Here is a 12,401-nt window from a genome sequence, read left to right on the forward strand (position 1 = left end):
GAGAACTGTATCGCTTTGTTCTGGACTATGCATAAGAATGAAGTCCGGCAAGCACAAGATTTACGAATATTAAATTGAACATAATGATGGCAAAACCGATTACGGCCAGCCATGCTGATTTCTCACCGTGCCACCCTCTTGACAGCCTTAAATGCAAATAAGCGGCGTAAAACAAAAACGTGATCAGCGCCCATACTTCCTTCGGGTCCCAGCCCCAAAATCTCGTCCAAGCGAGCTGAGCCCAAATCATTGCAAAGATCAGCGCGCCGAGTGTAAAAATCGGAAAACCGATGGAAACGGCTCTGTAGCCAACCTCATCCACCAGATCAAGATTCACGTTTTTCACCAGAGGATGTAAACAGGCACTGATTCTTTTTCTGACGATCAGGCGAAGCGCTCCGTACAATAGGAGTCCAGCTCCAAACGACCAAATCACTGTGTTTACCTTTCTGCCTGAGAAAAGGGCCGGAAGCTCTGCAATGGGCTGCATTTTCCCCTCGGTGATAAGCTCACCCTCATGCGGACCTACAAGTGCGGGCATTTCATAGACCATCACGCTTTTTTCCTTATTCTTATCCACCCAGTTAAACTCAGCTTCATAGCCGGCAAAACGAAACACAGATGTTATCACAATAAAGGCAACTGCCGTCACCATAATAAACATGATAGCTTCAAGCCAAAAGGTTTTTTTGCTTGGTTTTGTCTGGTCAACATGCTTCAAAAGAAAAATGACGCCTGCGACAAAACTGATGGCGAGTATAGCTTGCCCCAGCGCAGCCGTGGTTACGTGGATATACAGCCAATTGCTCTGCAATGACGGAATTAAAGGCGAAATGTCCGTCGGAAACATGCTGGCGTATGCAATCAGCAATAAAGCGATCGATAATGTAAACAGACCTAATGAAGGCAATTGATAGATAAAATAAAGGATAATAAACGCAAGCACAAGCATCATGCCAAAGGCCGTTGTAAATTCAAACATGTTGCTGACAGGCGCATGGCCGCTGGCAGCCCACCTTGTAATAAAATAGCCCAGGTGGCAGAGAAAACCGATAATCGAAAGGGTAATCCCGATCGTCGCCCACCGGTTTGCCCTGTCTTTTTTATTTTTCCTTCCGCGTATGGCCCCGCCGAAAATCGGGACCGCAATTAAATACACGAGAAAGGCCGCATAAAGAAAATTTCCGCTCAGCTCCGCCATGACACCACTCCCTTTTCGCCTATTTCTGTGTTTTCATTAATTCTTTTTGGTCTGCTGGTTCAGTCAGCCCCGTTTCAGCTAAAACAAATTTTAAATCCTGCTTCAGTCCGTACCAGTTTTTATTGGTATGGCCGGCAACCATGACTGCACCTTCCTGTGTATGCAGCCAGATTCTGCGGTGCTGCCAGTACATTCCTTGAATGACGCCAATCATAAAAATGGCTCCGCCGATGGCAAGCACCCAAAGCGTCAGATCTTTTCTGACTGTCAGACCGGTTATGTTTTTCGTTTCGACATGGTCAAATTTTAACTTGTACTTATTGCTGCCCGATCCTTCAATTGTTTCTTGAATGGCAACAAAGCTTTTTTCGCCTTTTGGCTTATCTGGCGTTATGATATTAAAGACAAACGCCGGATTGTTAGGGATTTTTGTTTTTGTGCTCGGCTCTCCGTCCTGATTAAAATAGAAGTCAGGAAGGTAGCTGGCGACCTCAATTTTGTAACCGTTGCCAAGATCATAAACCGAATCTGGATCCAATAGGTTGATCTTTAAGCTCCCAAAGGATTTTTTTGATTTTTTGTCAATCAGCTGAAACACCATCTGATCGAGCTGATTCTCTTTATAATCCACCTGATAAACAGAAAACGAATCAAAGCGCAGCGGCTGGTTGACACGAATATCTTCTTCTTTTACTTTTTTCAGCTTCGGCTTCTCTCCATAGACAATTTTGCCTTCCCGTTTATAGAGAACCGCGTCTGTTTGAAAGTTTTTCGCGACCTTTCCGCTTCCGACTCTGTCAATGGCATCAGCGAACACCTTTTTTTCTGTATCGCTGTTATAAGTCTCTACGCTGAATTGATTGTTTTTCAAATAATATCTTCCGTCTGTGCCTGGAATTGCCGCAGTTTCGCCTTCTCTGACCCAGAGCGTTTCATCGACGTACATGCCCGGCACAAATCTCAGCATTGCGCCAATCAGGAAAATGATTAATCCTATGTGATTGACATACGGACCCCAGCGGGAAAAACGCCCTTTTTCCGCCAGAAGGCTGCCCTCTTGTTCTCGTATTCTATAACGCTTTTTCTTTAAGAGAGTCACAATCTTTTCTTTTTCTTCAAGGTTGAGCTCGGTCTCCGTTTCACTGAACAGCCGCTGTCTTTTTAAGAAAACAGGGCTTCTCCTGACCCCCTGATTTTTCAATGCCCTGTACAGGGGAATCACGCGGTCAAGGCTGCAGATGACAAGAGAAATGCCGATAGAGGCAATCAGCAGCAAGTACCACCAAGATCCATATAAATGATGGAACCCGAGTAAATAATAAAGCTGGCCAAACGTGCCGTATTGTTCTTTATAATATGTATCAGCCTGAGCGCCGGGGGGCAAATAGGCTTCTTGAGGAAATATAGTCCCGAATGCTGATGCTGCAAGGGTTATGACGATAAGCCATATTCCGACCTTAACCGAAGAAAAGAAGTTCCATATTTTATCAATGAACGTTTTGTTATAGGTTTGTGAACGTCTCGCACTTCCATCGTATCTCATATCAGCAAGCGGGGGCTGCGTTTCCTGAAGCGCCCTGCCGCACGATTCACATAAAACGGTTCCGACCGGGTTGATATGTCCGCATTCACATTTTACCTGCTTCATCCCGAAGTCGCTCCGGGTTTTATCAGATTCATATAGTCATGGATCATGCTTTCTGTCATAGTGCCGGTCACCACCTTGACAACTTTTCCTTCCGGATTGATTAAAAAGGTTGTCGGAAGCGGAGATACGCCATAGGCATCAAGCACCTGACGATCTGTATCCAGGACAACCGGAAAATTCACTCCGTAGGATTTCATAAAATTATGTACTGCTATCTTTGACTCCCCAACATTTACCGCGACAATTTCAACGCCTTGGTCTTTAAAATATTTGTATTGGTTCGCCATATAAGGAAATTCTTTTTTGCACGGCTCACACCAGGTGCCCCAGAAATTCAAAAAAACACCTTTTCCTTTTAAGTCACTCAGCTCAATACGTTCCCAATTCGTATCTTCAAGGACAAAATTCGGTGCCTCGGACCCTTCGGATATGCTCTCTTTGTCGGCAAATACAGCATTGTATATTGTATAGCCCAGCGCGCAGATTAAAACGAGAAGGATGCCGGTCCGAATGAATAAACGCCTTTTTTTCTTCATTGTCCACTGCCCCCTTCCCCTATTGCAGATCCATTCAATTATATCATTTCACAATCATTTCACATTTCTAACTTTTTGAAGGTTATGTGAAACTTAGAAAGCGTTTTTACCGTGTTCCGCTAGCGCTCTGAGTCTTTTGACTTCATGCGGCGTAAGCTCTCTTGCGTCTCCCGTATTTAAGCCTCTCAGATTTAAAAATGCGTATTCTTCCCGCTTCAGCTTAATTACTTCATGTCCGATTGCTTCAAACATGCGGCGCACTTGCCTGTTCCGTCCTTCATGGATGGTCAGCTGTATAATGCTTGTTTGTTTTTTCTTATCCAATGAAAGCAGCTTCGCTTTGGCAGGCGCTGTTTTGCCTTCCTCTAGCATAATGCCGCGCTCCAGCTTTCTGATCAGCTCTTTAGACGGTATGCCTTTTACCTTTGCTACATATGTTTTGTTTATTTCATATTTAGGGTGCATCAGCTTGTTGGCAAACTCGCCGTCATTGGTTAAAAGCAAAAGACCGCTTGTATCGTAATCCAGACGTCCGACCGGATAGATGCGCTGCGGCACTTCTCTAAAAAAGTCCGTCACGACTTTGCGCCCTTTGTCATCATCCGCTGCGGAGATCACGCCTCTTGGTTTATATAGCAGAAAATAAACAGGCTCTTCACGTTCCACCTTCAAGCCGTTTACTTCAATCTGATCAGAACCGGTGACTTTAACACCAAGCTCTGTTATTACTTTGCCGTTCACCTTTACTTTTCCTTCTTTAATCAGCTCTTCTGCCTTTCTGCGCGATGCAACTCCGGCGTGAGCAATTACTTTTTGCAGTCTTTCCATGTCTTTCACCTCAAGTATTATCTTACTTTTTTCAACCTGAACAAACAAGCTTTTTCAGATTTCGCATGCTTTATCTAAAAAAACGCCATTTTCAGGCGCTCCCAAATAATAACGTAACGATGATGATAGATGCAACTACACCGATTAAATCAGCAAGAAGTCCCACCTTTAACGCATCACCCATTTTTTTAATGCCGACCGCTCCGAAATACACCGTCAGCACATAAAGTGTTGTATCCGTTGATCCCTGCATCACCGATGCCAGCCTGCCAATAAAGGAATCCGGTCCATACACTGCAATTAAATCGGTGGTCATACCCAGAGCAGCCGTACCGGAGATCGGACGGATCAGCGCAAGCGGAACCACCTCAGCCGGTATGCCGATGGCGGAAAAGGCCGGCTTTAAAAGATCCATAAAAAAGTCAAGCGCGCCTGATGATCTGAAAACGGTAATCGCAACAAGCATCCCTACTAAGTAGGGGATAATCGAAAATGCGATCTCAATTCCTTCTTTTCCGCCTTCAACAAAGGATTCATATGTCGGCACCTTTTTGATTGTTCCATAAAGTAGAATGCCGGCAATAATGATAGGGATCATGGCTAAAGACAGCCAGTTGATAATTTCCATCGGCTTACCTCCCCTTCTTTTTACGGCGGTAATAAAAATAACGGTCAATAATAATGGCGCCGATTCCAGAAATGAGTGTCGCCAAAATGCTCGGTCCGACGATATCTGTCGGCGTTTTGGAGGAATAGGCCATTCGCACGGCGATAACCGTTGTCGGGATGAGAGTAATGCAGGAAGTATTAACAGCTAAAAAAGTGATCATGGAACGGCTCGCTTCCGAACGGTTTCCATTCAGCTTTTTCATTTGCTCCATTGCTTTAATGCCAAGAGGTGTGGCCGCGTTCCCGAGACCGAAGAAATTCGCCATGAGATTTGATAAAATGTAGCCCATTGCGGGATGATCCGGCGGTATGTCAGGGAACAGCTTAGAAATAAAAGGCCTGCACATACGGCTGAAAATATCCAGCAGCCCAGACTGTTCAGCTATTTTCATTAAACCCAGCCAAAAAACAAGCACGCTCATAAGTCCAAATGAGATTGTGACAGCTTCTTTGGCTCCTTTAAACACCGCCTCATTTACATCCTGCAGCGTTCCATTGCACATCGCAAATACTAGCCCGATCACAGTTAAGCTGACCCAGATTATATTGACCATTTTGCCCCGCCAGCCGCATTCAGAAAAATGGATTGAAACGTTTCAAAAAACTTTTTTTTCGGTTTTTGATTTCGTTCGTTTTCGTAATAGATCGGCACTTTTGCGATGGTTTCATCGTTGAACATGACTTTCATGTGTCCTACAATATCCGGAATTTTTGAGACATCCTTTTCCCAGGCTTTTTTCGGTTTGAGCAGGGTAGTGTTGATTTTGACATCTTCTTTTTCTTCTTCGGTAAGCAAATAGGTGATGTCCCGTTTGATGAAAGCTTTAGACTCATAAAATGTACCTTTGAGCTTAGGAATATCTCCTTTCTTTGCGATTAAATATGTTTGATAATGATCAAATACATAGTTAAACATATTCATATGATCATCCCAATCTTCGGGGTCATTAATGGTAACGGCTATCAGATCTACGCCGTCCTTTGAAGCGGTTGAAACCAGTGTGCGTTTTGCAAGCTTGGTATAGCCTGTTTTCCCCCCTGTGCTGTATGGATACAGCATCGTCAGCAATTTATTTTTGTTTTTCCATACACTTTCCATTGTTTCTGCTTTGTATATTTTTGTGCCGGAGATGGTTTGATAGTCTTTGAGCTTCATGGCGTATTTCGTTAAAACAGCCATGTCATAAGCTGTTGAGTAGTGATTTTCATGGTCGTCCAATCCGTGCGGGTTTTGAAAACGGGTATTCTCCATACCAATTTGTTCTGCTTTTTGGTTCATCATATAGACAAATCCATCGAGGCTTCCCCCGACATACTCAGCAATCGCAACAGCAGCATCGTTCCCGGATCTCAGCATCAGGCCATACACAAGATCCTTTAATTTTACTTTTTGCCCTTCGGTTAAATAAATGGCCGAGCCCTCTGTTCTGACCGCATTTGCAGAAACAGTCACGGTTTCTTCCATTTTTCCGGATTCAATGGCAAGAACAGCGGTCATGATCTTTGTAATACTGGCAATCCGCCTTTTTTCATGCTCGTCCTTGGCAAATAACACTCTTCCTGATGTGCCGTCAATGACAATGGCGCTCTTCGCACTGACATTTATAGCTGCATGTGCTGTGTTCACATTTACACTTGCAAATAGAAAAGAAATGATGACTATTAATACAGCTTTTTTAAAAATGCGCATGTTTGTTCACGTCCTTGTGGTGGTTTGTACAAGTTTATGCGCATGTCCATCAGTTATGAATAACAATTGTGTCTTGGCCTGCAAACATAAAAAAACTCTCCCATAAAGGGAGAGTAAGTGTTATCTGATTGATGCCATGCTAGATCCGGACGCTTCGTAATGAGCCAGTTCTTCCCTCATCTTCAGAAACGCTGCGCTCAGCGGCAATAATAATTGCTCCAGAGACTGCGGAACAGCATGGTAGAACTCAATTGCGCTGACTCCGGTATATGACGCCCGGCTGTTTTCACACCAGGTGTCTTTCTTTGGCATAAAGAACTCTTCAATGCATTGATGATACACATTGTAAAGTGTTTTTTCCGCTCTGGTTTCCTGAAATGGCTCTTGCATAAGGAGACGGCGGCATGCTTCAGCGCCTCCTTCACAAAATACTGTCATTCTTCTCAGCGTGCTCAGCACATCACAGCAGTATGTCTCTTCAACAGGCAATTCAGCCTGCATAGACGCCAGTGTGGTTTGATTTAAATAATCATTAACGGTATTGACAACCATTGATAAGAATTCGCCTGTTTTTTGAGTCTGCACTCGCACAATCGAATGTCCCATTTCGTTTGGTATCTTCCCCTCATGTCTTTGTCTCTCACATTTTGCTTCTTTCATGATAGCTACTTCTTCCTTATATCTTATGTTGATGAAAAAGCGCGATTCATTAAATCTCTATTTTATGTCTTCAAAGGTTTGGTTAAAGTTTTCAAAGAATAAATCCGCTTCTTCTTGAAGAACGTCATCTTCCGCATTTTCAGGCAGCGGCGGAAGCTCGTCCAGCGTTTTTAAGCCGAATTGCTCAAGAAAAGTCGGCGTCGTGCCGTATAAAATGGCCCGTCCCGGACCGTCAGCGCGTCCGACTTCACACAGCAGCGCCTTGGCGACAAGGCTGTGTAAAATTCTTTCTGATTTCACGCCTCTGATATCTTCAATTTCCGCTCGCGTAATCGGCTGTTTATATGAAACAATCGCCAGCACCTCCAAAGATGCCTGGGAAAGGCCTTTCGACGGTACTTCAATCAGTTTTTTCAAGTACGGCGCAAAGTCCTTTTTGGTGGAAAGCATGTACGTATCTGCATATTCAATAAGTTCAATGCCTCTTGTATCAAGACGGTATTCGTCTGCGACATCCGCCATAATGGTGTTCAGTTCAGGCTCTTCTATTTCAAGCACTGTTAACAGCTGTTTTTTGGTCAGTCCTTCATCGCCTGCCGCATATAGAAGGGCTTCCACTATAGCTTTCCAATTCACGATATCAAGCCCCATGAATGGATTCACTCCCCATAATGTAAATATCTGAAAAATTTTGCTCCTGCTCAATCAAAATCAGCTGATTTTTCATCAGTTCTAGAACCGCCAGGAAGGTGACAACCAAATGTTCTTTTTGCTCATATGAAAAAAGATCCATAAAATTGATTCTTTTCCCTTTTGATTTCAGGCTGTGCACGATTTCATTCATTCTGTCTTCGATTGGTATTTCCTGTCTTGTAATTGTTGTTTCCATCGGCCTTGTTATTTTTTTTCGCTTCAGCACTTTTTGAAAAGCGCCAATCATATCGTAGACTGTGACTGACAGCTTTTGCTCCGACTGTTTCACTTCTTTTGCATATTCGCTCAAGTCACTCGGCGGTTTCGTGAATGATTTTTGTCTTTCTTCTTCCCGTTCCTTTAATTCCTTCGCCGCGTCTTTATATTTTCTATACTCAATCAGCTTTTCAATCAGTTCCTCCCGCGGGTCTTCTTCCTCAAGCAATTCATCCTCAAACAGCTCTTCCTCTTGCTTCGGGAGCAGCATTCTGCTTTTAATACTGAGCAGTGTGGCAGCCATCACCAAATACTCGCTGGCGATATCAAGCTCAAGCACACGCATCGTATGTACATATAATAAATATTGTTCAGTAATCTTCGCCACAGGTATATCATATATGTCAATTTCAAGACGATTGATTAAATGAAGCAGCAGGTCCAATGGGCCTTCAAACGTATCAATTTTTACTTGATATTCTTCCATCATCTCACCATTTTCAAGTATCACTCTCATTGCCGGATAAACTGGCTACCCTTTAGTATAAGCCACCAAAAAGCTCTCGTCCAATACTATTTCATTTCCTGCATTTCAAGAGATTTGTGCTGAATATTCAAATAACAAGATATCCGCCTACACAAAAAAGGGCAGGTGTACATAGGATGCTCGCGTAGACCACAACAAAGGAGGCTGAATGTTCATGGGAGAAAAGTGCTTCAGCGGCGGTTTCGCTTTAATTGTCGTTTTGTTTATTCTGCTGATTATCGTAGGTGCCGCTTGGATTTGCTAGAACTAAAAATGAGCAGGTCCAATGCGCTGTTTTTTCCTTTTATCTGTCCTGTGTTACACTAAAGGCGGATTAAAAGGAGGAAGCATCTTGTACCCGAAAGCTTATATCGATTATCTCGTTGAATTTCACGCAACACGGGATTATTTTGAATGCCATGAAATACTAGAAGAATATTGGAAGGAAGATCCTCCGAACAAACGAAACATACTTTGGGTCGGCTTTATCCAGCTTGCTGTTGCTTTGTATCATCACAGAAGACAGAATACAGCCGGGGCCAAAAGATTGCTGGCAAACAGCATACGGATTCTTCAAGCGAAAAAACAAGCGGTGGAAGATTTGGGGCTTGATCATACCCGTTTACTGGAGCTTATGCAGTCGGTTTACGAACAAATTGAACTGGGATCTTCCTATAAAAGCATCATGCTGCCAATTAAAGATGAGAGGCTGAAGGAAGCATGCCGCATTGAATGCAAGCGAAAAGCTTACACGTGGGGACAGCCCAGCACACTCACTGATAGATTTCTAATTCATAAACATCGTTTGCGGGATCGGACTGATGTCATCCGCGAACGCGAGAAAGAAATTGAACGAAGAAAAAAAAGCAGAGGCTGATAACAGCCTCTGCTTAATTATTGTATGAAATGTCTTGATCCTGCTGACCTTGACAGCGTTCGAAAAAGCTCTGCGTTAATTCATTCGGAACCAGTACCTGCGTTTTGAATAAATGCTTTAAAGCATCCATCATCTGTTTTCCGATTCCTTGATGGCGATGAGAAGGATTCACACTGATATGCCGGATTTCAACCTCGGAATCCTTTTTTTCAACTCCGATTGCTCCGACGATATCCTCGTCCTCTTTCCAAAGAAAGAGCTGGCGGTCTGTATCCGTTTCGTAGTCCTTAATTGTCTGCTGAAGCTGCTTAAGATCTTTTTCATTTGGCATAAATGAAAGAAGTCCCATCGCAATCTTTTCAAACGATTTTTTATAACGAATTAACATAAAAACCCCTCTATATCCTAAATGTCCAGTTCTATCAAACGGATAAGTATAGGTGATCCGTTTTCTCACATTATATCATTTTCGCCATATTTTTAAACTGTTTTCAGCAAATTATTCAAATGAACGGTTTAAATTTGCCATTTCTATGGCAGAAACAGCACAATCTACGCCCTTATTGCCTGCTTTTGTTCCAGCCCGTTCAATGGCCTGCTCAATGTTTTCCGTAGTGACAATTCCAAAGATCACAGGTACGCCTGTTGTGTTCGCTGCTTGCGCGATACCTTTTGCAGCTTCGTTGCAGACGTAATCGTAATGAGTCGTCGCGCCTCTGATGACAGTGCCGAGTGTAATAACGGCGTCATATTTTTTTGTTTCTGCCATTTTTTTAGCAGCGAAAGGAATTTCAAATGCGCCCGGAACCCAAGCCACATCAATATCGTTTGTATCCACGCCGTGTCTGAGCAAAGCATCTTCTGCCCCGCTCAGCAGCTTGCTTGTAATAAAATCATTAAATCTTCCTACTACGATTCCGATTTTAAGACCTGTACCAACTAAATTTCCTTGTATGATATTCATATGATTCCCATCCTTTTTTGTGATTTTTGTTATTAGAAATGAAGTAAATGACCTAGTTTGTTCATCTTTGTTTGCAAATATTTTTTGTTGTGCTCTTTGGCCTCCATTTGAAGCGGCACTCTTTCTGTAATGCTGAGACCATACCCTTCAAGTCCGGCAATTTTCCGCGGATTATTCGTCAAGAGCTTCATATTCCGCACGCCGAGATCGCGTAAAATTTGAGCACCAATGCCGTAATTGCGCAAATCAGGCAAAAAACCGAGCACTTCATTAGCTTCTACGGTGTCATACCCTTCTTCCTGAAGCTTATAAGCTTTTAACTTATTGATCAGACCGATGCCCCGGCCTTCTTGGCGGAGATACAAAAGCACTCCCCGGCCTTCTGCGGCAATTTGCGTCAGCGCGGCGTGAAGCTGCGGGCCGCAGTCACAGCGATGAGACCCAAACACATCACCTGTGAGACACTCTGAATGAACCCGGACCAATACTGGTTCTTCATTAAACGGCACATCTCCCATCACAAATGCGACATGCTCTTTTCCATCGATCTCATTTGTGTATCCGTACACCTTAAATGTGCCAAAATCAGTAGGCAAGGTAATATCGACTTCCCGCTCTACAAGTGTTGTCAAGTTGTAGCGGTACTCAATTAAATCCTTAATGGTGATCAGTTTTAATTGATGCTTTTTCGCAATTTCAATGAGCTCAGGTACCCTTGCCATCGTTCCGTCTTCATTCATTATTTCACAAATGACGCCAGCTCCCTGAGAACCGCAGGCTTCAGCAAGATCAACTGCCGCTTCTGTATGGCCCGCTCTTTTCAGGACACCTCCCTTTTTCGCAATCAGCGGAAAAATGTGCCCTGGACGCTGAAAATCTGCCGGCACTGAACCGCTGTCCAGCAAAGCTTTGACAGTAAATGATCTTTCCTGTGCGCTGATTCCCGTTTTTGTCTTACGGTGGTCAATGCTTACTGTAAAAGCAGTGTGGTGGGAATCTGTATTGTGCTCAACCATAGGATGAAGATCGAGCCTGTCAGCGATTTCCTCACTGAGAGGCGTGCAAATCAGCCCTCTTCCGTGCGTCGCCATAAAGTTAATCACTTCAGGAGTCGCATGCTCCGCAAGAGCCACAAAGTCTCCTTCGTTTTCTCTGTCTTCATCATCCACAACAATGATGACTTCGCCTTTTTTTAAAGCGTCTAATGCCTCTTCTATCGGATGAAACATGCAAATCTTCCTCTCTAAAAGCCGTTTTCGCTTAAGAAGGCTTTTGTTATGGTTTGTTGGTTCTTATTTTCATTGGCTTTATGCAAAAATCGATACATATATTTTCCGATCATATCGCATTCGATATTCACTTTAGAGCCGATTGTTTTTTCTGAAAAAATCGTTTCGCTGATGGTGTGAGGGATTAAAGAAATCGTCACGGTATCATCTGTCAGCCCGAAGATGGTTAAACTGACGCCGTCCACGGTAATAGATCCCTTTAAAACCAACGTTTTTGTTAATGACGAATCCATTTTCAAATCATAGTAAACTGCGTTGCTTTTTTCTTCAATACGCGTGATTTCTGCGGTTCCGTCGACATGGCCTGAAACGAAATGGCCTCCAAAACGCCCGTTTGCCGCCATGGCTCTTTCCAGATTCACTTTGCTGCCTTTTGATAAATCGTTCAGCGACGTTGCTTTGACTGTTTCAGGCATGACATCAACTGTGAAGTGACTTTTCGTGAAATCAGTAACAGTCAGACAAATGCCATTTACTGCAATGCTGTCGCCCAAATGAACATCCTCTAATATTTTTGAGCATTTAATTGTTAAGGCCATAGAGGGGCCAGCTTTTTTCATGGATTCGATTGTGCCTGTTTCTTCTATAATTCCTGTAAACATGG

16 protein-coding genes are annotated in these 12,401 nt (G+C 43.4%); 2 read left to right on the forward strand and 14 right to left on the reverse strand.

Annotated elements, in window-relative coordinates; translation table 11 throughout:
* Positions 1-25: 25 nt before the first annotated feature.
* The 10 genes from ccsB to scpA all read right to left on the reverse strand — a co-directional run bounded on the left by ccsB (position 26) and on the right by scpA (position 8,628).
* Positions 26-1,201, reverse strand: coding sequence for a c-type cytochrome biogenesis protein CcsB (ccsB, locus tag NSS75_RS12365; protein ID WP_101860350.1), 1,176 nt, complete (start codon positions 1,199-1,201; stop codon positions 26-28).
* A 19-nt stretch (positions 1,202-1,220) separates the two neighbouring features.
* Complete coding sequence (resB, locus tag NSS75_RS12370) at positions 1,221-2,849, reverse strand: cytochrome c biogenesis protein ResB (protein ID WP_213417708.1); 1,629 nt, start codon at positions 2,847-2,849, stop codon at positions 1,221-1,223.
* Positions 2,846-3,385: a thiol-disulfide oxidoreductase ResA gene (gene resA, locus NSS75_RS12375; protein WP_339233252.1), complete on the reverse strand. Its 540-nt coding sequence runs from the start codon at positions 3,383-3,385 to the stop codon at positions 2,846-2,848. The genes resB and resA overlap by 4 nt, the downstream gene beginning before the upstream one ends.
* Before the next feature lie 93 nt (positions 3,386-3,478).
* Positions 3,479-4,213 carry a 23S rRNA pseudouridine(2605) synthase RluB gene (gene rluB / locus NSS75_RS12380; RefSeq protein WP_024121903.1) on the reverse strand — a complete coding sequence of 245 codons (735 nt, stop codon included), beginning with the start codon at positions 4,211-4,213 and terminating at the stop codon, positions 3,479-3,481.
* 91 nt (positions 4,214-4,304) lie between these two features.
* On the reverse strand, positions 4,305-4,841 hold the full coding sequence (spmB, locus tag NSS75_RS12385; RefSeq protein WP_010334782.1) for a spore maturation protein SpmB: 537 nt from the start codon (positions 4,839-4,841) through the stop codon (positions 4,305-4,307).
* Positions 4,842-4,845: 4 nt separating this feature from the next.
* Complete coding sequence (spmA, locus tag NSS75_RS12390) at positions 4,846-5,436, reverse strand: spore maturation protein SpmA (protein WP_024121904.1); 591 nt, start codon at positions 5,434-5,436, stop codon at positions 4,846-4,848.
* Entirely contained in the window at positions 5,424-6,572 is a 1,149-nt protein-coding gene (locus NSS75_RS12395) for a D-alanyl-D-alanine carboxypeptidase family protein (RefSeq protein WP_213417709.1), read from the reverse strand. The genes spmA and NSS75_RS12395 overlap by 13 nt, the downstream gene beginning before the upstream one ends.
* A gap of 120 nt (positions 6,573-6,692) precedes the next feature.
* Positions 6,693-7,232 carry a YpuI family protein gene (locus NSS75_RS12400; protein ID WP_059336642.1) on the reverse strand — a complete coding sequence of 180 codons (540 nt, stop codon included), beginning with the start codon at positions 7,230-7,232 and terminating at the stop codon, positions 6,693-6,695.
* Positions 7,233-7,289: 57 nt separating this feature from the next.
* On the reverse strand, positions 7,290-7,883 hold the full coding sequence (scpB, locus tag NSS75_RS12405; RefSeq protein ID WP_024121907.1) for an SMC-Scp complex subunit ScpB: 594 nt from the start codon (positions 7,881-7,883) through the stop codon (positions 7,290-7,292).
* On the reverse strand, positions 7,873-8,628 hold the full coding sequence (gene scpA / locus NSS75_RS12410) for a segregation/condensation protein A (RefSeq protein WP_024121908.1): 756 nt from the start codon (positions 8,626-8,628) through the stop codon (positions 7,873-7,875). Before scpA ends, scpB begins: the two co-directional genes overlap by 11 nt.
* Positions 8,629-8,842: 214 nt before the next feature.
* Between scpA and NSS75_RS12415 the strand changes: the two genes are divergently transcribed.
* Together NSS75_RS12415 and NSS75_RS12420 are read left to right on the forward strand one after the other, a co-directional pair.
* On the forward strand, positions 8,843-8,932 hold the full coding sequence (locus NSS75_RS12415) for a YjcZ family sporulation protein (RefSeq protein WP_024121909.1): 90 nt from the start codon (positions 8,843-8,845) through the stop codon (positions 8,930-8,932).
* Positions 8,933-9,019: 87 nt separating this feature from the next.
* Positions 9,020-9,544: a DUF309 domain-containing protein gene (locus NSS75_RS12420; RefSeq protein WP_101860347.1), complete on the forward strand. Its 525-nt coding sequence runs from the start codon at positions 9,020-9,022 to the stop codon at positions 9,542-9,544.
* Between the two features lie 13 nt (positions 9,545-9,557).
* On the opposite strand, the gene ribT is transcribed toward NSS75_RS12420, so the two are convergent.
* The 4 genes from ribT to ribE form a co-directional block, all read right to left on the reverse strand.
* Positions 9,558-9,932, reverse strand: a complete 375-nt coding sequence (ribT, locus tag NSS75_RS12425) for a GNAT family N-acetyltransferase RibT (protein ID WP_003223910.1) — start codon at positions 9,930-9,932, stop codon at positions 9,558-9,560.
* A gap of 111 nt (positions 9,933-10,043) precedes the next feature.
* The gene (gene ribH / locus NSS75_RS12430) at positions 10,044-10,508 is read right to left on the reverse strand and encodes a 6,7-dimethyl-8-ribityllumazine synthase (RefSeq protein ID WP_024121911.1); all 465 of its coding nucleotides are present in this window, start codon (positions 10,506-10,508) and stop codon (positions 10,044-10,046) included.
* A 32-nt stretch (positions 10,509-10,540) separates the two neighbouring features.
* Complete coding sequence (locus NSS75_RS12435; RefSeq protein ID WP_339233256.1) at positions 10,541-11,737, reverse strand: bifunctional 3,4-dihydroxy-2-butanone-4-phosphate synthase/GTP cyclohydrolase II; 1,197 nt, start codon at positions 11,735-11,737, stop codon at positions 10,541-10,543.
* A gap of 14 nt (positions 11,738-11,751) precedes the next feature.
* Entirely contained in the window at positions 11,752-12,399 is a 648-nt protein-coding gene (gene ribE, locus NSS75_RS12440; RefSeq protein WP_024121913.1) for a riboflavin synthase subunit alpha, read from the reverse strand.
* Positions 12,400-12,401 lie beyond the last annotated feature (2 nt).

This window comes from Bacillus sp. FSL K6-1012, assembly GCF_037964915.1.
Classification (GTDB): Bacteria; Bacillota; Bacilli; order Bacillales; family Bacillaceae; genus Bacillus; species Bacillus halotolerans.

What these genes read in the sequence shown, in the direction of transcription:
- ccsB (WP_101860350.1), bottom strand. Translation starts at nt 1,201, where the DNA reads ATGGCGGAGCTGAGCGGAAATTTTCTTTATGCGGCCTTTCTCGTGTAT.
- resB (WP_213417708.1), bottom strand. Translation starts at nt 2,849, where the DNA reads ATGAAGCAGGTAAAATGTGAATGCGGACATATCAACCCGGTCGGAACC.
- resA (WP_339233252.1), bottom strand. Translation starts at nt 3,385, where the DNA reads ATGAAGAAAAAAAGGCGTTTATTCATTCGGACCGGCATCCTTCTCGTT.
- rluB (WP_024121903.1), bottom strand. Translation starts at nt 4,213, where the DNA reads ATGGAAAGACTGCAAAAAGTAATTGCTCACGCCGGAGTTGCATCGCGC.
- spmB (WP_010334782.1), bottom strand. Translation starts at nt 4,841, where the DNA reads ATGGAAATTATCAACTGGCTGTCTTTAGCCATGATCCCTATCATTATT.
- spmA (WP_024121904.1), bottom strand. Translation starts at nt 5,436, where the DNA reads ATGGTCAATATAATCTGGGTCAGCTTAACTGTGATCGGGCTAGTATTT.
- NSS75_RS12395 (WP_213417709.1), bottom strand. Translation starts at nt 6,572, where the DNA reads ATGCGCATTTTTAAAAAAGCTGTATTAATAGTCATCATTTCTTTTCTA.
- NSS75_RS12400 (WP_059336642.1), bottom strand. Translation starts at nt 7,232, where the DNA reads ATGAAAGAAGCAAAATGTGAGAGACAAAGACATGAGGGGAAGATACCA.
- scpB (WP_024121907.1), bottom strand. Translation starts at nt 7,883, where the DNA reads ATGGGGCTTGATATCGTGAATTGGAAAGCTATAGTGGAAGCCCTTCTA.
- scpA (WP_024121908.1), bottom strand. Translation starts at nt 8,628, where the DNA reads ATGGAAGAATATCAAGTAAAAATTGATACGTTTGAAGGCCCATTGGAC.
- NSS75_RS12415 (WP_024121909.1), top strand. Translation starts at nt 8,843, where the DNA reads ATGGGAGAAAAGTGCTTCAGCGGCGGTTTCGCTTTAATTGTCGTTTTG.
- ribT (WP_003223910.1), bottom strand. Translation starts at nt 9,932, where the DNA reads ATGTTAATTCGTTATAAAAAATCGTTTGAAAAGATTGCGATGGGACTT.
- ribH (WP_024121911.1), bottom strand. Translation starts at nt 10,508, where the DNA reads ATGAATATCATACAAGGAAATTTAGTTGGTACAGGTCTTAAAATCGGA.
- NSS75_RS12435 (WP_339233256.1), bottom strand. Translation starts at nt 11,737, where the DNA reads ATGTTTCATCCGATAGAAGAGGCATTAGACGCTTTAAAAAAAGGCGAA.
- ribE (WP_024121913.1), bottom strand. Translation starts at nt 12,399, where the DNA reads ATGTTTACAGGAATTATAGAAGAAACAGGCACAATCGAATCCATGAAA.